A 19,944-nucleotide genomic window follows, 5' to 3' on the forward strand; every position below is an offset into this window, starting at 1 on the left:
TTAAGGGACGATCGTCGTCCCGTCCTTGCCCTCAATGGCCGCGGAAAGACGATCGGCGCTTGTGATGAGCGCTTCGCGGCCGCCGCGTTGCACGAACTGGATCGCCGCGTTGACCTTGGGGCCAATGGACCCGGGCGGGAAGTGACCTTCGGCGAGGTAGTCGGTGATCTCGGAGAGAGTCACGCGATCGAGCGCCCGCTCCTTCGGCGAACCGAAGTGAACGCACACCTTGGGCTCCGGCATGAGGATGATGAGCGTGTCGGCGCGGATTTCCGATGCGAGCATCGCGCTCGTCAGGTCCTTGTCGATCACCGCCTCAACGCCTTCGTACCTCCCGTTCGGGCCGACCTTGATCGGAATGCCGCCGCCTCCGCCGGCGATCACGATGTTTCCCTCCATGGCGCTGTGACGCACCATGTGGCGCTGCACGATCTTGAGCGGTCGGGGACTGGGCACGACGCGCCGCCAACCGTGTTCGCCGTCTTCGATCATCTGCCAACCGAATTCGCCGTGGAGATGATCGGCTTCGTCCTTCGAATAGTACATGCCGATCGGCTTCGACGGCCTCGCGAACGCCGGATCGTTGGGATCCACAATCACCTGCGTGATCATGGTGACGACGTACCGCTGCGCCTCCTCCTCGCGAAGCCGGTTCAGAAACGCCTGCTGAAGAATGTATCCGATCGACCCGCCGGTCTCGGCCACCAACACGTCGAGCGGCGTACGCGGCAGCAGGTCTTTGGACGCCTCGTTCCGCAACAGCAGATTGCCGACCTGCGGGCCGTTGCCGTGCGTGATGACGATGTTGTCGTCGCGACGCACCAGCTCCATCAACTGATCGACGGTCTTTTCCGCGTTGGCTTCCTGCGTCTCGATGGTCGGGACATCGCCGTGACGAATCAGGGCGTTTCCGCCCAACGCCACCAAGGTCATTCGCCGATCGCTACGATAGATATCCATTTCAACTCCGCGGCCGCGTGGGCGGCGGCGTCATCATACGAAAAGCCCGTGCCTCGCGCACCACTTGCCACACGTGGCGAATGCCGGCGAGTTTCGACGTGCCGGCGGGACGTGCCCGGTGCGTCACGTCGATTTGCGTGAAAGTGCATCCCGCGCGTCGCAGGCCGACGAGCATCTCCGCGTCGATGAAAACGCCGTCGGAACGCAGATCGAGCGTACGTACCGCGTCTCCCGGGAAGATCTTGAAAGAACAGTTGATGTCGTCCACGGGCAAATCGAACGCGAGACGCATGAGCGCGTTGAATATGCGTGATTGAAACCGGCGTCCCGAGTGATCGCGTCGGATCGCGCGGCGTCCCACCACGACCCGGTCTTCGTTCGCGATCGCGTGAGCTCGAGGCAGGTCGGCCCAGTCGAACTGTCCGTCGCCATCTGTGTAAAAGACGAGTCGACCGATCGATGCGGCGATTCCCGAACGCAGGGCCATGCCGTAGCCTCGGTTCGACGCATGTCGAACGACGCGCAACCGGGAGGCTTCGGTCGCCAGTCGTTCGAGAATCCCGCGCGTGCCGTCGGTGCTTCCGTCGTCCACGACGATGAGTTCCGATGAGACCGCGAGCGAGTCGAGGGCGGCGAGCGCTTCGCGAACGGTGAATTCGATCGTCGGCGCTTCGTTGAACACGGGCATGAAGGCCGACAGTTCGGTCATCGCGTCAGTTTCCCGCTGAACCCAACGGGCCCGCCGCCGCCAGCATGCGATTCACGAGCACCTCGAAAAGTCCGCATCCCGACGCGGCGAAAACACGGCCGGAGCCCGTCTCGAAATGGATCGATCGCGCGAGCCGGCCGAGTTTCACGCTCGCACGCGTCTCGTGATCGTCGAGCCCGATCAGGTCGAGGCGACCGTCGGTGTAGCCCGCCGTGATGATGAGGCGGCGATTCAGATCCAGGTAAAGTTCCCGCACGGTCGTGCCCGTCGGGATGGTCTTTTCGAGTTCCAGCGTCTCTCCATTGAGCACGGCGATCTCGCGCGTCAGCGTTCCCGCCGCGTAAACGCGGTCCGTCACCGGGTCGTAATCGAGCCCGATCGTCGGAATCTTGATATTGCGTTCTATGAGCGGAGCGAGAAACTCCTCGGAGAGCATCAGAAATTCGCCGGAGATGGACGACGCATAGTAGACTTTCCTTTCTGGTTGGTGAACGAAAGTGTCGATCAGGCTCATGAAGAGGGCGCGGGAGACCTTGCGGTAGAGCGTCTGTTTGAAGGTGTCGCGATCGTAGACGCCCACCGCGCCCTCGTAGTTCAGGATCAGCAGGCGATTTCGCGCCTCATCGAGATAGACGCGAATCGGCTCATATCCTGGGCGGATCTCGGCGAGTTGCGTGAACCCGTTGCGGTATTCGATCACGCGCACCGTATGGTCACCGTCTACGTCGAGAACGACGACGTAGATGCGCCCGCGCCCGGGATCGACCGTAATTCGCTGCGGATAGGTTCCGGTACTTTCCGAGGAGATGGGAATCAGAGCCGCCGACGAGAAATCGGGGGACGAGAACGACGTGGCTCCGATGGCGTCGTTCGGCACCGCAGGTTTCCATGGCATCTTCAGAAAGCCGGATCGCCGCTGCTTGAGCGTGAAGAACAGTCGATCCGCCGCGGGGTCGGATTTCACGTCGTAGGGAAAAGCGTCTTCGACCTCGGAGCGGTCGACGATCTGCGCTCTCGTGATGATAGGTCGCAGAAATGGACTCGCCTCGACCTGCTCGCAGGTCGTGTCGGTGGACCCGTAGGCGTTGACGCCCATGGCTCCGATGCCCGCGAGCGCCGGGATAAGTATGAGAAGCGGAAGATCGGGTTTGATTTCGGCGGGCATTCGTTTTCTCAAGACCAGCGACGCGAGAACCCAAACGCCGAGAACCATCGCGAGCCACTGCGAAAATTCGGGGTACAGGCCGTAGCCCACGGGCGCGTAGCCCAAGCCGGGAAGCGCAAGGATGGTGATCGTGCCCAGAACGCAACGACGATGCAGACGCGCGATCGTGGCTTCCCGCGCCACACGCCAGGTGCGGTACTTTTTGACCCGTTGGGTGGCGATGCGATCGCCGACCCCGATTCCGGCGAATCCCAGCGCCAAGGAAGACAGCACGGAATAAAACGCCAACCGGCGTTCAAGAAATGTCAGATTGAGATAAAATGCGATGGGAATCAGCAATACGCAGTAAAACAGGGTCCGCCGGAGCGTGAGCATGGGCGAGAATCTACGCGAATGGCTCCCCACGATCAACGGCGGTTCCGACCGGGAGCCTCGCGACGCCCGGCAGCCTCACAGGAACAAAACTATTTGTTGACACCCGACGCGGCGTTCGGGTACTGTTTTCGATGTCACCAAGGGTCCTGACCTTGAACGAGAAGGAGGCTCCAATGAACTGGCGTCCATCTCCGAAGCCCAAGCCGAAGCCGCCGACGCCCTGAAGCGACGACGTTTTCTTCCTTGGTCCGAGGGTGAACAGAGGCGGCGATGAGCCGTCTCTGTTGGTTTTTCAGCCCGAATTTCGTCCTCGTCTCATGCCGATGGTGACCCGCTCGCCCGTCAGCACCGCCATTCGCCTCCTGTATGGCGGAGCACCCGACCGACAAAGAGCGCTCACCGGCGATCCTTTTCTCGACAACGTTTGGGCATTCGAGCAGGCCGCCGCCAACCCGGTCGCGGCGGATTTTCTCGACGAAGCTTCGCCGTACTTCCCGATCAAGCGCCTGTCCACTTCGATCTATCGCGGACAACTTGAGAAAGCGGTCGTCCACGCGCCATTGCGCACACGCGCCCTCGACGCCGGATGCGGGATCGGCCGCTCGACGCTGCTGCTGTCCGAGGTCTTTCCGCGCGTTGTCGCGTTCGACCCCTGCCGGGCAAATATCGATTTTTGCGAGGCCCGACTCGCGAAAATCGGACACGAGGGCAAGGAACTTCACTGGGATGGGGTCGAGTTTCTTGATACCATCCAAAGCCAAGAGTTCGATTTTGTTCTGGCGCTGGAGTTCGTCTGCTACACGGGCGATCCGGCGCGTACCGTTGCCGAGTTGGCGCGAGTTCTGAAAGATGGCGGAGTGATGATGCTGTCCGTGGAAGCCACACCGGGCGCCCTGATCGCCGGAGACACCGATCCCGGATCGTTCGATTTCGTTCGAATGTCCCGAGACGACGACTCCGTCGATCTTCGGCAAGCCGGGCGATACGTTCGGCTGTTCCATCGGGAATCGCTCGCCTCCCTGTGCCGAAACGCCGGACTCGATCCCGTCCGCATCATCGCCTCGCACTTCTTCGGCGAGGGTCCGTTCTGGCAGACCGTGGACGACGATCGGCTTCGCGATGACGAATATCTTCGCACCGTGACGAAAGCGGACTGTGAGTTTCGCCTTAGCCCCGGTGCATCCCGGTTCGCACGAGTTCTCACGGCGGTCGCGATCAAGCCGCGGAAAGCTTAGGAACATGGCGCGCGTTCTGCTCATGAATCCCGGTTACGACGTCGACAGCGGATTCGGCGATTACAAGGCCCTCGCCGAGGCCATGCCCGTCATCGGGCTCGCTTACATCGCCGCGACCTGCCGCGAAGCGGGGCACGAAGTCCGCTGCCTCGACAATTTCGTCGACGGCCTGAATGAGACGCAGATCGTTGATCTCGTGAGCGAATGGCGCGCGGACGCGGTCGGCATCGGCGTCCTGACGCCATCGGTGCACACGGTCGAATCGCTCGGCCGAAGACTGCGGAAGGAACGTCCGCAAACGAAGGTCGTGCTCGGCAATCTGCACGCATCGCTGTTCGCCGAGGACCTCGTACGCGACGGCTACGCGGATTTCGTACTGCACAGCGAGGCCGAAACGACGATGCCGAAGCTGTGCGACGTGCTCGACCGGGGCGGCTCGTTCGACGATGTTCCCGGCCTGACGTACATGAACGGCGGCATCCACACGACACCGATCGCGCCGCTCCTGCAGGGTTCGGAACTCGACGAGTTGCCGCTTCCGGCCTGGGACCTCTTTCCCGAGCACGTTTACGGATTTCTCGCCTTCGTCAATGTCGCGAAGCCGGGACTGTCGATCATCGGTTCGCGCGGATGCCCGTTTCACTGCACGTACTGCGCGCTCGGATATCAGGGTCACAAGGTCCGAAGGCGCAGCCCCGAAAACATCGCGGCCGAGATCGAGTGGCTCGTCAAAGAAAACGGCATCCGTCACGTTGGTTTTGTCGATCCGATTTTTCCTGTTCACAAGCAGCACGGCATCGACACGTGCCGCGCGATCCGCGAGCGCAACATTCCCGGGGAGTGGTGGTGGACGACCGAAACGCGGGTCGACGTCATCGACGAGGAGATGTGCCGCGAAATGGTCGCGGCGAGATGCAAGCGCATTCTGTTCGGCATCGAGTCGGGCGTCGATACGCTACTCAAAAACGTCAACAAGAAATGCACGGCACAGGACATCCGCGACGGCGTGCGCGTGGCGCGCTCGGCGGGACTCGAAATCTCTGCGTTTTTCATGCTCGGTTTGCCGGGGGAAACGGCGGAGCAGACCGTCGAGAACATCGAGTTCGCCCGTTCGCTCGACATCGACTTCGCGAAGTTCGGGATCACCATCCCTTACCCCGGCACCAAGATCTGGGATGATCTGGTCGCCGAAGGGAAGATGAAGCCCGGCGACTGGGACAAATTCTCGACGTTCAATCACGACCCCAACACGCTGCCGTTCATCCCACGGGGACTGACCGGCGACAAGCTCGTCCGCCTGCATCGCCGCGCGACGTTCCGCTTCTACGTGCGGCCCCGCATGATCTGGCGGCACCTGTTCGTAATCCGCTCCATCGGATTGCGGCAGATGTGGAACGGCGCGAAAATCATGATCAAACACCTGCTGGGGCGAAAGCTCTGATGCGCGTCCTCTACGTCCGCCCGCCCAAGTACCTGTGGCCCTACATGAACGAGATGGACAACTTTCTGTTGTCCCAGGCCATGGTCTATCTGGGCGCCGAACTGCGTCGCCGCGGTCACGAGGTCACGCTGCTCGACTGCGGCCCGGCGAAGGTCGGCTGGAAGAGCCTCGCCGAGATCATTCGAAAAACGAAACCCCAGGTCGTGCTCGCGGGAGACAGTGAAACGCTCTACGAACATGAGTGCGGACGCGTGTTCCGGCTCGCGAAGGAAATCGATCCCTCCATCGCCACGATCGCCGGCGGCGTCCACTTCGCGCAAAATTCCGCGGACTGCCTGGCGCGCTACCCTATCGACGCCATCGTGCGCGGCGAGGGCGAGATCACGCTCGGCGAAACGGTCGATGCGATCGAGCACGGTCGGGATTTGAAAAACATCCCTGGACTCGCGATCCCGGGTGAGCACGGAGAGTGCGTTTACACGGGGCATCGAGATCTGATCGCCGATCTCGATACACTGCCGTTTCCGGCGTACGACCTCCTGCCGATGCACCTGTTCGGGGCGTCGAAGTACCTGTTCAGCCCGGGCGGCGTGACGATCCACCACAGCCGGGGCTGCACCGACTCGTGCAATTACTGCGCATGCTGGCTCCAGATGTCGAAGCGCAAGGGCGATCCGGCCGACGAAAAGCTCATCCCTCGGTGGCGGACGCGCGGCGTGGACCACGTGATCGCCGAAATGGAAGTGCTCTATTACAAGTACCAGAAGAACTGCTTCGTCTTCGTGGACGACACGTGGAACGTAAAGCCGCAGTGGAGCGACGAGTTCGCCACGCGCCTCATCGCCTCGAAGATGAAAACCTACTGGTTCGGCTTCATGCGCTCCGACTATCTCGTGCGCGACGACGAGAGCGGGCTGTTCGAAAAGCTGATCGCGTCGGGGCTCTCGCACATCTGTATCGGGGTCGAACGCGCCGAGGACGACGACTTCGTGCGCCTGTCGAAACACAACCAGGACGTGCGGCGCACGGCGCATCTCGTGCCGTATCTGCGGCGCAAGTATCCCAAGCTGTTCCTGCAAACCACGTTCATCGTTGGAATTCGCGAGGACACGACGGAATCGATGGACAAGCTCGTTCGCTACGTGCGCAAACTCGCGCCCGATTACCCGGCGTTCCATCCGATGACGCCGGTGCCGGGTACGGAGCAGTTCAAGCGCGCGAAAGAGAACGGATGGCTCGATGTGACCGATTTCTCCCGCTACGACTGGATGACTCCGGTCATGGGCACGGAAACGATGACCCGGGAAGAAGTGGACTACAAGCTCTGGGAGATGAACCGCAGGGTGCTCAGCCTGCCGCGCATTTTTTTGGGGCTGATGTCGATCCACAAATACCGGCGGCGCATGTACATGTGGTGGCTGCTCGTCAGCGTACGCATCGGATGGGACGCGGTGGTTGGCTTCCTAAACCCGAAAGCCTCGGTGCGCGAGCGCCTCGCCATTTCGGAGTACGTCGGCATGCTGCGCCCGGATTGGTACGAGGCGTGACCCACGATTCGGGCGTTTCTACGATTCGGCTCGTGACGCACCGCACCGAAATCCCGCCCGCAAGCCGCTAGATTGAGTCCAACGATGGAATTGAACCGAGCGAGACGGCCATGACGATCTGGACGTCGCCCATTCCCGCCCCGGGCGGATCGCGCATCGACGCGACACGCGACGACGACGCCGTGGCTCGCGAACGCGAACACTACGACGAGCACAAACGATACATCCTGCACTTTCTGGAACGCGACCGGGCGCCTTTCGAACGCTTCATTCTTCGTCGCACCCTGCGAACGTGGGACCGACACGTCGCGTTTCTCGATCGCTCCTGGTTCGCCGGACGGCGTGTCGTCGAGGTCGGCTGCGGAAATCCACGTCACCTGTCGATGTTTCTCGCCTGGGGCGCGTCGAGCGTCGTGGGCGTCGACCTGTCGGAGGCATTCGTGCGCCGCGGCCTCGCCCATCCCACGGCTTACGTGTACGATCAGTCAATGCCGACGCGCGGCGAAGACATGGAGCTGCGCTTCGGCGATTTCTGCGGCGAGGCCGGCAAGGGACTCGCGGCCGACACCATCTGCTGCTTCCAGTCGCTACATCACATCGACCTGCCGCGATTCGCCGCGACGTGCGGACGCGTCGTCGGGCCGGGTGGCGTCGTCGCCATCTCCGATCCGGTGGGCGACCACCCGCTGCGCCGCCTCGGCAACGCGGTCGGCCGCTGGTCCGGGCTTCTGAGCGACGACGAGCGGGCGCTCCCCGCCGCCCGTGTCGCCGAGGAATTCGGACGGCACGGATTCGAGCGAATTCTGTTTCGCTCCCTCAATCCGACCACCGAGATCTATTTTCATCTGACGGAACTCGTCACACCGCTCTCGCCGACGCTCGCGATCGCGCTCAAGACGCCGCTTGCGCCTTGGCGCATCGTCGAGGACTGGATCGAAACCCGCATTCTCCCGCGCCATCCCCGGTGGGGCTGGCGTTACCTGTCCGTCTTTCGAAAGGGAGGCACGCCATGAGTCTCGCCGGCGCGCGCGTCGCGATCATCCAGGACAATGCCATCAACGAATCGATGGGCATCTGCGATCTCGCCGGGTATCTGGGCAGCAAGGGCGTCGATACGCGCCTGTTCCTGCGTCGCGAGGAGCCGGAACTCGGAAGTGAACTACGACGATTCGGTCCGGATATGGTGGTCGTGCCGTGCGACCTGATGGGGCACAACTCGGCTTTGCAGTCGGCCCGCGAGGCCAAGCAGGCCGTGGATGCGCCGGTCGTGCTCGGCGGCACGCACCCGACGTTTTTCCACAACATCGTCCTGCAACCCAATGTCGATTACGCCTTCGCGGGCGAGTCAGAGGGCGTGATCTCGGACCTGCTCGAACGACGCCGCGACGGCGCAGACGCCACCGATGTTCAGAACCTGATCTGGAACGACGGCGGCACGCCGCGCCTCAATCCCATTCGTCCGTTCACGCTCGACCTGAATGCCATGCCCATGCCAGACCGGGAGGTCTACTTTCGCTACGACTTCATGGCGTCGTTTCCCGCGAAGAAATTCTCGACGGGACGCGGATGCCAGTATTCATGCGGCTACTGTTTCAATCAGGCGTACAAGTCGATGCTGGAGTCGAAAAAGACCTTCTTTCGCCGAAAGAGCGGCGACCGCATCGCCGAGGAGATCAACGCCGTTCGCGCGAAGCACCCCCTCAAGATCGTACATTTTTCGGACGACCTCTTCGCGAGCGGCGAAGGCTGGCTGCACGAGTTCATCGAAACCTACAAACGGCGCGTCGGCCTGCCGTTTTCGTGCAATGTCTTCGCCACGTCGATCACGGACGAAACGATTCGTTTTCTCAAGGACGGCGGTTGCGTGAGCGTGGCGATGGGCCTCGAACTCGCGGACGACACCCTGCGTCGCGACATCATGAACAAGCCCGTCACGACCGACGAAATCCGCCACGCGGCGGCTCTGGTGAAAAAGCTCGGCATTCGGCTCGTCACGTTCAACATCCTCGGCGTGCCGTGGTCCTCCGTGGACGGAGACCTCGACACCCTCGAACTCAATCAGCAGCTCGGCACCGATCACACCCGCGTGACGGTGCTCGTGCCCTACCCCGTCAGCGCCGTTTCGCGAAAACTCATGCAGGACGGTTACCTCGTTGAGGACTATGAGGACCGCATCTACGAAATTCCCGACATCCCCACGTGGCCGGCGATGTCGGTCTTCAAGCGGACCGATCCGGATCGCACGCTGCGCCTTTACTGGCTCTGGCCGCTGATGCTCAAGCTGAAGTTTTCGCGCAAGTGGATGAAACGCCTTGTGAACAGCAATCTGTCGTGGGCGCTCGCGCCGTTCAGTTTCGTGATCTCGCTCGTGAACGAGAAGAAGATCTTCGGTTTCACCTGGCTCGACGGCATCCGCTATTTCCTGCACGTCAAGAACCCGGCTTTCAAGACGGCGAACTACGTCACATTCATCTGAATCCGGCGACCTTTTTCTGATTCTGGACACGCGTCGGGGCGCGCCGCTAAGATGCGCCCCGATGTCGCCCGATCCGGTCGCCGCAGTTCCCACCGACAACGTCTTCGACGACGTCCTGTTCATCGTTCCCGCGTTCAACGAAGCCGCGAACATCGCGTCGGTCATCGAGGATCTCATGACCATCGCGCCGCCGGGGAACATCGTGGTGGTGAACGACGGATCGAAAGACAACACAGCCGAGATCGCGGGCCGTTATCCCATCCGCGTCGTCGACATGCCCTTCAACATGGGTGTTTCAATGGCGCTGCGCACGGGATTCCAGAACGCCATGGTGCGCGGCGCGAAAATGGCCGTGCAATTCGACGGCGACGGACAGCACGTCGCACGAGAGATCGAACGAATCGTCTCCCCCGTCGCGCGAGGCGAATGCGATGTGGCGGTGGGGGTGCGTCTCGCGGATCAAAAATCGACGTCGACGTTGCCGCGCATGATCGGCTCGGCGGCCCTGCGCATCCTGCTCCGGATACTCACTGGGTCGTCCTACGCCGACCCGACTTCGGGATTTCGCGCCTACTCCGAGGACGCCATCGTCCGGTTCGTCCACCACTTCCCCGACGACTACCCCGAGGTCGAGGGGCTCGTGCTGGCGCACAAGCTGCACCTGCGCGTGCGTGAGTATCCCGTGCAAATGCGCCGCCGGCTCGGCGGGCGCTCGTCGATCACCTTCCTGTCTTCCATCTACTACATGGTCAAGGTCGCGTTGGCGTCGATCGTCATCGTCCTGCGGCGTTACTGACGATCGCGGAATACGGCCAGCGCGAATCGAAGCGAGGCGCTTCCCTTTCGACGCGCGCGACGCACGCATTTGCGGCCGGGCGTGATGTGGCCGTAGTCGAAGCTCAACCACGCCTCCTCGATCGCCCACTCGTCGAATCCGTCCGGGTCGGTGAACACGTAAACGGTATACCCGTCCGCGCTCCAGCGAAAACGCGCGACGAGATCCGCCCGCGAGGGCGCGAGCGGTTCCCAGGCGAACTCCGGGGCGATCTCCACGTCCTCGATGCGCACGCCGTGCCCGACCATCAGGTTTTGGCCGAACGTGTGTTCGCCCGCCGCCTCGAACGAGTCGGTCACGACGACCGCGCCGCTCGATCGGTCGAACTCGATTGTTCTTCGCACTCCGACGGGGTCGGTGAACCGTCGATAGCCGTGGTGTTCGCCTTCAAAACTGACCCAGGTCCCGTCACCCGTCTTGAGCCTTCCCGTCGCGCGCGCAACGTCGCGCAGCGTGAAGAGCAGATGCGAATCGAAAGGGTTGGGCTCTTCGTCATCCACGAAAGGCGTGTTGTGCTGGCGCACCGATCGAAAGACGTTTCGCCACTTCGGATCGAGGGTGTAGCAATAGGTGCCCGGATCCACGCACCACTCACGCGTCCCCGCCCACCAGGTGAACGCGAGGGCGTCGTTGTGGTCGTGACCGCCGTTTCCGTTCTGGCCGAGCGGCCCCGCCGAAATGGCGATCGTCGCGTTCGCTCCGTGGATGAACCATCGGCCGCGCCGCTCGTATTCGCCGTCGTCACGACGCGCCGGCGCGGGCTCGCGTGAAGTTGCCGCGGCTCCCCAGAGGATCCGAGTCTCCACTTCCGGCGACCCGTCCGCGGACGCGCCGCCGAACAGTCTTTCGTCGAGATGCGCAAGGTATCTCCAGTCGTTGCCGGACCGCGAAACGAGCCGCCATACGCGCCCGCTGTCGTTGTCGCCGATCACCGGCGCGCGGCCGTCGGGATACATCGCGGACCGCGCAAACTCGATGGCCTTTCGCAGCCGCGCCTCGAATCCCGCGCCGAACGGCCGACCGGCAAGCGCGGCGGTGCGATACGCGGCGACGAGGATTTCGAGCGAAAAGCGATGATACGGCAGGCTCCCCTCGAAATTCGGGCCTTCGCGATCGAACTGCTTGAGAATCTCCTTTTCAAACTCCCCGTGCGCAAAGGCGAACCACTTGTCGGCGTCGCGCAGATGCGGCCACGCCGCGCCGATCGCGAGCAGACCGAGCAGGTCGGACAGGTAATGATTGCTGGTCAGATTCGGGTCGTATTCGAGAAAATCGTTGATGTAGCGACCGGAGGCGATTGCGAGACGATCGATGACGCGCCATCGCTCGCAGGGCCACTCGGGCTTGCCATCCAAAACCGAGAGGGCGAGGCCGATGGAGAAGATCCGCAGACCCACCTCCATCGCGCAGGTCCACTGCACGCCGTAGCGCGGGGGATTTTTCGCGCAAAATTCGTCGATCAGCTCGAAGACCTTTTCCGCGAATGCGTTGTCGGTCGTCAGACGGTAAGCGATGGCGAGAACCGGCAGCTCCTGCATGCGCCCGAACTCCCACGGCACCTTCACGTCGCTGTCGTCGCCGCGCACATACCGCAATCGCCGGTGGTGTTGGCGGCCGAAGGAGATTCCGGAACGCACGTCGCGATCCCAGGGGATCGGATGGCCGAGGTCGAATCGGCCGAATCCCAGAATCGTGAATCGATGGTGTAGGACGTGCTCGGCCTCGGCGAGAAACGCTTCATGGCCGGCGGGGGCATCCGAGGAGAGATTCGTCAGGCGCGCCTCGATCTCGTCGGGATCCACGAGCACGCGCATTCGGGAGCGTCGCTCCGGAGCGACGGACGGGACGTCCCGGTCGAGCGGCCATGTGCCGAGCACGCGGTCGCGCACCACCTCGATCGGTCCCGCGAAGCGGTCCAGGCCCCAGGCGGCGGCTTTGGTCGCGAAGGCGACCGGGCCATCGCGACGCAGCACCAACAGCGCCTGGGACACGAGGCTCATGGCGACGCGGCCTCCGGGGTCGGATGGTCGAGTTCATTCAGGTCGACGGGGATCGCCCGACCTTGCATCAGACTCTCGATCGCCGCAAGGGCAATCCACGTCCCCACCATCGAATCGCGCGTGGAAATCGGCGTTGCGGGCCGTCCGCACAGGTGCGCGATCCAGTCGTCCACCTGCGTCTTTTGTCCCTTGTCGATGACGGCGGTTTTCGACTTCGCGGGCTTCGCGCCGAAGACCTGCGCCGACTGGTAATCGTCGAGCACGCCGACCGATCCCCCGGCGTAGAGTTCCACGCGCTCCTTGGCGTACGAGCCATGGCCGAGCGCCGTGTAGGTCAAGTTGCCGACCGAGCCGTCCGCGAAACGCACGACGACGCTGACGTTCTGCCACAGCTTCGGCTCGGTACTTTCCGGCACGCCCATCGCCGCCACGCGTACCGGCGCGGCGCCGGCCAGGAAGTACATGAGGTCGAAGAAGTGGCATCCCTCGCCGACGATGCGTCCTCCGCCCTTGACCGGATCGTTTGCCCAGTGATTCGCCGGCAACGCCCCGGCGTTGACCGTGTAGACCATTTGCACCGGCCCGGGCACTCCAGCGCGAAGTTCGGCGAGCAGCTTTGCGTGCTGGCTGAAACGTCGATTGTGCCCGACGGTGATCGCCGCGCCGCCCGTGGTCGCCGCCCGATAAACCGCACTCACGTCTTCGCGCGTCAGCGCGACGGGTTTCTCCACGAACACGTGCTTGCCCGCCGACAGCGCCGCGATCGCGATTTCGGCGTGCGTGTCGTGACGCGTGGAGATCACGAATCCGTCGACCCCCGCATCCGCCGCTGCCTCGCGATAGTCCGTCGCGGCGAGGGCCGCGCCGAGTTTTTGCGCCACTTGCTGCGCCACAACACCCTTGTTCGATACCACCGCTCCGATGCGCACGTCGGGATGGCCGCCGAAATTCGGAACGTGGAACGCGCTCGCGTATCCGCCGACGCCGATCATCGCCACGGAAATCTTCGCCGACTTCGCCTTGGCCGTCAGGCGCACCGCGCCCGAGGGCCGACCCGGTGCCTCGGCGCTCGCCGCCGCCGGATAGCGAAAAACCGCCGCCATCTCGTTCTGCCCACCGGAGGACAGTCGCCGATAGACCTCGACCGCCTGCGCGACCGGCTCCTCGATGGTGATGAGGTCGTCCACCTTCACGCGACCGTCGGCCACGAGATCGAGAAACGCTCCGATATTGCGGTTCTCCGTCCAGCGCACGTATGGCAGTGGATAATCGATGCCGTCGAACTCGTATTTGGGATCGTAACGGCCGGGGCCGTAGGACGTGGAGATGAGGATGTCGATCTCTTTCGCGTAGATCGACTCGCGCGCGATGTCGAGACCGACGTCACCCACGATCACGACGCGGCCCTTGCGACGACACGCGTTCGCGGCCTGGTTGATGATTTCGCTCGATTTCGTCGCGGCGGTCAGCACCGCGGCGTCCGCGCCGGCTCCGCCGGTCAGTTCCATGACACGCGCCACGAATCCCGCATCTCCCGGCGAAAACGCTTCCCGCGCGCCGTGGTCCAGAGCCCGCTGAACGCGATCCGGACGCAGATCGACACCGATCACGCGCGCACCATTGGCAACCAGCAGACGCACCGCGAGTTGCCCCAGCAGCCCGAGCCCAACCACAAGCACCGTTTCGCCGAGCGTCGGAGCGCAGCGACGCACGCCCTGCAACGCGATGGCCCCGAGGGTGCCGAAGCACGCCTCGCGCGACGACAACGCCGGCGGTGCCTTGACGACGAGGTTGACCGGTACGCTGACGAATTCGGCATGGCATGCGAGACCCGCGCCCGCCGCCGCGACCCGGTCGCCGACCTGAAGCCCGCTCACCTCGCGGCCGACTTCGACCACGCGCCCGGCCACCGAATAGCCCAGCGGAAAATATGACGACTCGCCCTGCCCGGTCGCGAGTTGATACGTCGTTTTGATGCCGTGTTTGCGGGCGTAATCGAGCGCACGCACGACGATCATCGGATCGGAGAGGACCTTCTGAACAATCCCGCCACCGCCGCCCGAACTGGCCAGCTCCGTTCCCGTGCTCACGAGGGAGTGTTCGACCGCGATGAAGACCTGCTTGGGGCCGACCACCGGCGGTGGAACATCGAGAACCGCCACCTCACCGCCCGATGTGAAAAACACCTGTTTCATGAGATCCCCGATCCTGAGTCTGACGTCGCACCGCCGCGCGCGGCGAGCGCGTTCAAAATCTTCTGGACGTGCGCGTCCCACGTGTGTTCGCGAAGCGCCGTGTCGCGCGCGCTCTTTCCGAGACGCTCCCGCAGATCACGGTCGTCCGCCAAGCGCAGGACCGCGTCCACGAGCGCGTCAACATCGCCAGGTCTAACCAGCAACGCCGTTTCATCCGGCGCCAGAATCTCGCCGATCTGCTCCAGATCGCTCGCCACGATCGCGCGACCCATCGCCATGTACTCGAAGAGCTTTGTCGGCGAACCGAAGAAACGGCTTCCATCCGGGTTCGGCACGTGCGGCGACAGATAGGCGTCGCATGCCGCGAGGTGGCGAACGGCCTCCATCTGCGGCACGAGCCCCGTCAGCACGCATCGGTCGCCGACGCCCGCGGCCTTGATCTTTTCGCGGACGGGATAGTGCAGCGGACCGTCGCCAATCAGAAGGAAACGCAGGTCGTCGCGCCGCGCGACGAGTCGAGGGATGGCCTCGGCGAGCACCTCGACGCCGTGCCACATCGAAAACGTCCCGACGAATCCGAACACGAGATGGTCGGCCGTGAAGCCGAAACTTCCGCGTAGCTCCGCGATCTCCCGGCCATCGAAGCGGGCCGGGTCGTAGATTTCGGGATCGACCGCGTTGGGGTTCACGAGGATTTTATCGGCCGGGACACCGCGCGCGACGAGTTCGTCGCGCAGCACGGCCGACACCACGACGATGAGATCTGCGTGGCGAAAACACACGTCCTCGGCCTGGAGCGACCACTTGGCGAGGCGCAGCTCCGTCTGCCCCCAGTGCTTCGAGACCCAAACCTCCGAGCCGTTGTATTCGAGCACGAAGGGCACATTCCACGCGCGGGCGCACGCCGCCCCGGCGAAGTTGTTGAGCGACAGGCGCTGATAGACGAGCGCCGGGCGCGAACGCCGGGCGCGGTCGCGCATCGCGCCTTCGAACGTCGCTTCATACGCGACGGTCCGCAGCTCCGGAAAGTTGCGAAACGCCTTGCGCATCGGCACGACCTCGACAGGGATTCCGTGCGGACGCAGGAATTCGAGGGCGTCCGCCGCGAACGCCGTCACCTCGAACCCGAGTCGCGTGAAACCCTTGCAGACGCCGGTGATGTGCCCGACGCTGCCCCCGGCCTTGACGCCGAAAAACAGATCCGTGCGGTAGAACCACACGGTCCGGTCCGCCGTCGGCGCGATGGCGCGAACGGCGGGCGTGTCGGCGAGCAGTTCCGAAAGCCCTCGCTTAAAGCCCTGCATGGCGAACGGCGCGCGCGCCAGATCGACGACCATCTCGGGCAGATCGCTCGTGAGGAACTCGCCCCAACGCACCGGCATCGTCCGCCCGTCGAGATCGACGATCTCGCGCGGCGATCCCCGCGTGAGAAGACATAGCAGCTTGATGAAAAAGAATCGCTGGTGCGTGCGAAGGTCACTGACGACTGCCGCACAGCGTTCGCTACGCGGGGCGAAGAGAATGCGTCGGAGCAGCGCGAACGGGCTTTTACGAAGACGCATGAGGTCTTCGAGCGTGAGCGCGGTTTCGCCCGGCCGCGCCGTGCCCTGCGTGTTTGTGGGAGTGAGAATGTAAATCACGCCCCGCCCCAATCCATCCACAAATTCGCGCGCGCCTTATTTGATCAGCGACCGGGTTTCAAGGCCGCAAAAGTCCGGCGCGTTTCATCCCACAAAAAAGCGAAACTTGACCAACGCGGCACCAGCATATCGGAGAGGCTCACCTGGGGCCACCGGTGCCGGTGCCAGCCGATCATGAGCACGAAGATGAGCGTGTACGCGATGGTCGAAGCCCACGCCGCCCCGGCGATCCCCCACTTCGGAACGAGCAGAAGCGTCAGGCCGAGGTTGACGACCGTCGTCACAGCCCAAAGCCAGGGCAGCGCGCGAACGTCGCCCCGCGCGGCGAGGCTGTTCACGACCAGAATCTGGATCGACAGAAAGAACGTACCCGGCAGCAGGATGTAGAACGCGCCGATCGCCGGGACGAAGGGCTCGCCGTACAGCAGGCGCACGAACGGCGCAAAGACGACGCCGCAAACGATCGCCACGGCAAGGAGCAGCGGCCAGAAGGTCTGCACAACGCGCACGAACGCCACGTTGCGGGCCTCGGGATCGAGGGCGGAGAGCCGCGGGAAGAGCACGGTCCCCACTGCCGCGGGGATGAGTTGCAGCACGTCGATGGCCAGCACCGACACCGAATAGATGCCGGTCTCCTCCGCGCCGCACACCGAGTTGACAACAAGCGTGTCTATCCGCAGGACGAGGAAGCTCATGAGCATCGTGAGCCACAGGTGGAAGCCGTAAGTCAACGAAGACCTGAGCAACCCGAAGTCCGGGTAAATGGAAAGGCCGTGACGTTTTCCGAGATAGTAGACGAGAACCGCGAGCGTCACCCAAGCGCCGATCGTCGCGAGCCAGACGAGTTCGTACGCGCCCGCCGAGGCCAGCACGAGAAGCCCGACGTTGAGAAAAACCCCGACGACCGCGACGGCCACGTCGAGGATGTTGTAGAAAAAAAACAGTTCCAGGCCGATCGCCGTATTGGAGAGCAGCAGCGCGGCCAGCGACGCGGGCACGGCGAGCAGCGCGACGGCGAGGATCGGCCCGTTGACGCCGTCGAGCAGATCGGGCGCGGCGAGCCACGCGGCGAACACGCCGAGCGCGATGAGGCCGCCGACCGAAAGCCCCCACCACAGCGAGTTGGCCAGCAGCGCCGGCGCGTCGGCGCGGTTTTTCGCCGCCATGTGCACGTTGGCCGACGGCAGCCCGAGATGGCTGAGTTGGATCGCCGTGCCCGTCAGCACGCCCAGCGTGGCGAGAATGCCCTTGCCCTCGGGATGCAGATAACGCGCGACGAAGATTCCCGAGATGAGGCCGACGCCCATCGTCGTGACGCGGCAGATCAGCGTGACGGCGGAGTTGGCGAGGAACATCGGCCCGTGAATTCTCCCGACTCCGCGAAGGCGCGTGCGTCAGCGGGTGCGCGTCACCCAGTGGTCGTACCAGAGCGAAAAGTTGACGAGCGTCCAGATGTAGATGGCGCTGACGTGCGCCTGGGAGCGCGAATGGCGGAAGAGCGCGTCGACGAAATCGTAGTCGAAGAGTTTTCGCTCGCGCAGCGACGAATTGAAGATCGCGTCGCGCGAGAACTCGTCCATGTAGCCTTCCATCCACTTCTGGCCGGGAACGCCGAAACCCTGCTTCTTGCGGTCGATGATCTCGTCGGGAATCAGTCCGCGAACCGCCTTTTTCAGCACCGACTTGAGCACGCCGTCACGCAGCTTCATGGCCTGGGGAATGCGGAACGCGTACTCCACGAGCAGGTGGTCGAGAAACGGCACGCGCGCCTCGACCGACACGCCCATGGTCATCTTGTCCACGCGCATCAGCAGCAGTTCCGGCAAGCGCAGCTTGAACTCCTGATACGCCATGCGGTTCAAGGGATCACCCGTCGGGCACATCGCGTCGAAGCGGTCATAATAGGACTTGATCGCGTCGAAGCTGTCGAGCCGCGACATCGACCACGGCGCGGTGAGACGACGCTTGGTCTGCCCGCGAAAGAGTGCCGCACCGCTCCAGAACAGCTCGTGCGAGCGGCCCGCCTCACCCAGCACATTCAGCGGAAAAGGCGGAAACTCCCACGCCGACCCCAACGCCTCGGCGCTCGCGCCGACGCCCCGGCGCATCCAGCGCGGCAACTTGAGGTACTTGCGGTAGAAATCGGCTTTGTTGCTCAGATACGGCAGGTAGCCCGGGTAGCCGCAGAACAGTTCGTCGGCCCCCTCGCCCACCTGCACCACGATCGTCCCGCTATCGCGCAGCAGCTTCGACACGTAGTAGAGCGGCACGCAGACCCAGTCGGCGATCGGCTCGTCCTGATGGAAGATCAGTTGCGGAACGAAGTCGCGAAAATCCTTCTCGTCGATCAGGATTTCGTGGTGCTCGGTCGAAAAGTCCTGCGCGACGCGACGCGCGTACTGGAGTTCGTTGAACTCGCCGTCGTCCTTGTAGCCCACCGTGAAGGTGCGCACCGGCAATGACGACGCCTGGCTCATGAGCGCGACATTGGTGCTCGAATCGATGCCGCCCGACAAAAACACGCCGAACGGCACGTCGGACATCATGCGCTTCTCGACCGCCGAACGCAGGAGGGACTGGACGGTTTCGACCGCCTCGTGCTCATCGGTCACGGGTGTCCAGGTCGCGGGGTCCGGGATGACATCCCAATACTGGACGACCTTCGTGTTCCCCGCGCCGTCGATCTCCATGTAATGGCCGGCCGGGAGCTTGCGAATGCCCGCGAACATGGTCATCGGCGCGGGCGTGACCATGAACGAGAGGTAGTGGTAGGCGGCTTCCTCGTCCAGGTCGGGCGTGACGGCCGGATGCGCGAGGATCGCCTTGATCTCGGAGCCGAAGAGCAGCCGCCCGCCGTCCTGCCGGAAATACAGCGGCTTGATGCCGATGCGGTCTCGCACAAGCAGCATCTTGCCTCGCCGCTCATCCCACACCGCGAATGCGAACATCCCGTGCAATCGATGAATCGCCTCGACGCCCCACTCCTCGTAAGCGTGGACGATCGTCTCGGTATCGGTGCGACTGTGATAGACATGGCCGCGCGCGACAAGCTCGCGACGCACCTCGTCGTGGTTGTAGATCTCGCCGTTGAAGGTGATCCAGACCGTCCGGTCCTCATTGCACATCGGCTGGCGACCGGCCTCGGACAGGTCGATGATCGACAGCCGACGATGCCCGAACCCGACCCGGCGATCGGGGGACAGGTACGTCCCATCGGCGTCCGGCCCGCGATGCGCCATGGTCGACGTCATGCGAAGCACGATGTCCGGGTTCACGTCCCCGGCGGCGTAAGAAAATTCGCCACAAATGCCGCACATTTCGGCCTCCGTCGCGGCGACACTCTAATCAGAAGCCGGCCATGACGCA

The 19,944-nt window shown here is 63.5% G+C and carries 14 protein-coding genes; 6 read left to right on the plus strand and 8 right to left on the minus strand.

All coding sequences use genetic code 11. The annotated features are described in order from the left end of the window. From arcC to IT350_06845, 3 genes are read right to left on the minus strand one after another with little or no spacing between them, the layout of a single operon-like run. A complete protein-coding gene (arcC, locus tag IT350_06835) occupies nucleotides 1–960 on the minus strand; it encodes a carbamate kinase (GenBank protein MCC6157752.1) in 960 nt (319 codons plus the stop codon). A 1-nt stretch (nucleotide 961) separates the two neighbouring features. Continuing rightward, the gene (locus IT350_06840) at nucleotides 962–1,669 is read right to left on the minus strand and encodes a glycosyltransferase family 2 protein (GenBank protein ID MCC6157753.1); all 708 of its coding nucleotides are present in this window, start codon (nucleotides 1,667–1,669) and stop codon (nucleotides 962–964) included. A 4-nt stretch (nucleotides 1,670–1,673) separates the two neighbouring features. Further along, on the minus strand, nucleotides 1,674–3,209 hold the full coding sequence (locus IT350_06845) for a hypothetical protein (GenBank protein ID MCC6157754.1): 1,536 nt from the start codon (nucleotides 3,207–3,209) through the stop codon (nucleotides 1,674–1,676). Nucleotides 3,210–3,526: 317 nt separating this feature from the next. Here IT350_06845 and IT350_06850 point away from each other — a divergent pair, with 317 nt between their 5' ends. From IT350_06850 to IT350_06875, 6 genes are all read left to right on the plus strand, one after another. Continuing rightward, nucleotides 3,527–4,444: a class I SAM-dependent methyltransferase gene (locus IT350_06850; protein ID MCC6157755.1), complete on the plus strand. Its 918-nt coding sequence runs from the start codon at nucleotides 3,527–3,529 to the stop codon at nucleotides 4,442–4,444. Between the two features lie 4 nt (nucleotides 4,445–4,448). Beyond that, nucleotides 4,449–5,885, plus strand: coding sequence for a B12-binding domain-containing radical SAM protein (locus IT350_06855; GenBank protein ID MCC6157756.1), 1,437 nt, complete (start codon nucleotides 4,449–4,451; stop codon nucleotides 5,883–5,885). Further along, nucleotides 5,885–7,432, plus strand: coding sequence for a cobalamin-dependent protein (locus tag IT350_06860; protein MCC6157757.1), 1,548 nt, complete (start codon nucleotides 5,885–5,887; stop codon nucleotides 7,430–7,432). The genes IT350_06855 and IT350_06860 overlap by 1 nt, the downstream gene beginning before the upstream one ends. A 110-nt stretch (nucleotides 7,433–7,542) precedes the next feature. Then, entirely contained in the window at nucleotides 7,543–8,445 is a 903-nt protein-coding gene (locus IT350_06865) for a class I SAM-dependent methyltransferase (GenBank protein MCC6157758.1), read from the plus strand. Beyond that, nucleotides 8,442–9,908, plus strand: coding sequence for a radical SAM protein (locus IT350_06870; protein ID MCC6157759.1), 1,467 nt, complete (start codon nucleotides 8,442–8,444; stop codon nucleotides 9,906–9,908). The genes IT350_06865 and IT350_06870 overlap by 4 nt, the downstream gene beginning before the upstream one ends. A gap of 61 nt (nucleotides 9,909–9,969) precedes the next feature. Further along, nucleotides 9,970–10,704, plus strand: coding sequence for a glycosyltransferase family 2 protein (locus IT350_06875; protein MCC6157760.1), 735 nt, complete (start codon nucleotides 9,970–9,972; stop codon nucleotides 10,702–10,704). On the opposite strand, the gene IT350_06880 is transcribed toward IT350_06875, so the two are convergent. Genes IT350_06880 through asnB form a run of 5 tightly spaced genes read right to left on the minus strand, consistent with a single transcriptional unit; the run spans nucleotide 10,698 to nucleotide 19,895 of the window. Next, a complete protein-coding gene (locus IT350_06880; protein ID MCC6157761.1) occupies nucleotides 10,698–12,743 on the minus strand; it encodes an alginate lyase family protein in 2,046 nt (681 codons plus the stop codon). The two genes, IT350_06875 and IT350_06880, sit on opposite strands and share 7 nt — an antisense overlap. Beyond that, nucleotides 12,740–14,938, minus strand: coding sequence for a Gfo/Idh/MocA family oxidoreductase (locus IT350_06885; GenBank protein ID MCC6157762.1), 2,199 nt, complete (start codon nucleotides 14,936–14,938; stop codon nucleotides 12,740–12,742). The genes IT350_06880 and IT350_06885 overlap by 4 nt, the downstream gene beginning before the upstream one ends. Next, the gene (locus IT350_06890) at nucleotides 14,935–16,578 is read right to left on the minus strand and encodes a glycosyltransferase family 4 protein (GenBank protein ID MCC6157763.1); all 1,644 of its coding nucleotides are present in this window, start codon (nucleotides 16,576–16,578) and stop codon (nucleotides 14,935–14,937) included. The genes IT350_06885 and IT350_06890 overlap by 4 nt, the downstream gene beginning before the upstream one ends. Nucleotides 16,579–16,622: 44 nt before the next feature. Continuing rightward, nucleotides 16,623–17,933: a flippase gene (locus IT350_06895; GenBank protein ID MCC6157764.1), complete on the minus strand. Its 1,311-nt coding sequence runs from the start codon at nucleotides 17,931–17,933 to the stop codon at nucleotides 16,623–16,625. Between the two features lie 39 nt (nucleotides 17,934–17,972). Further along, the gene (asnB, locus tag IT350_06900; GenBank protein ID MCC6157765.1) at nucleotides 17,973–19,895 is read right to left on the minus strand and encodes an asparagine synthase (glutamine-hydrolyzing); all 1,923 of its coding nucleotides are present in this window, start codon (nucleotides 19,893–19,895) and stop codon (nucleotides 17,973–17,975) included. Between the last annotated feature and the right edge of the window lie 49 nt (nucleotides 19,896–19,944).

This window comes from Deltaproteobacteria bacterium, assembly GCA_020845895.1.
Classification (GTDB): Bacteria; Lernaellota; Lernaellaia; order JACKCT01; family JACKCT01; genus JADLEX01.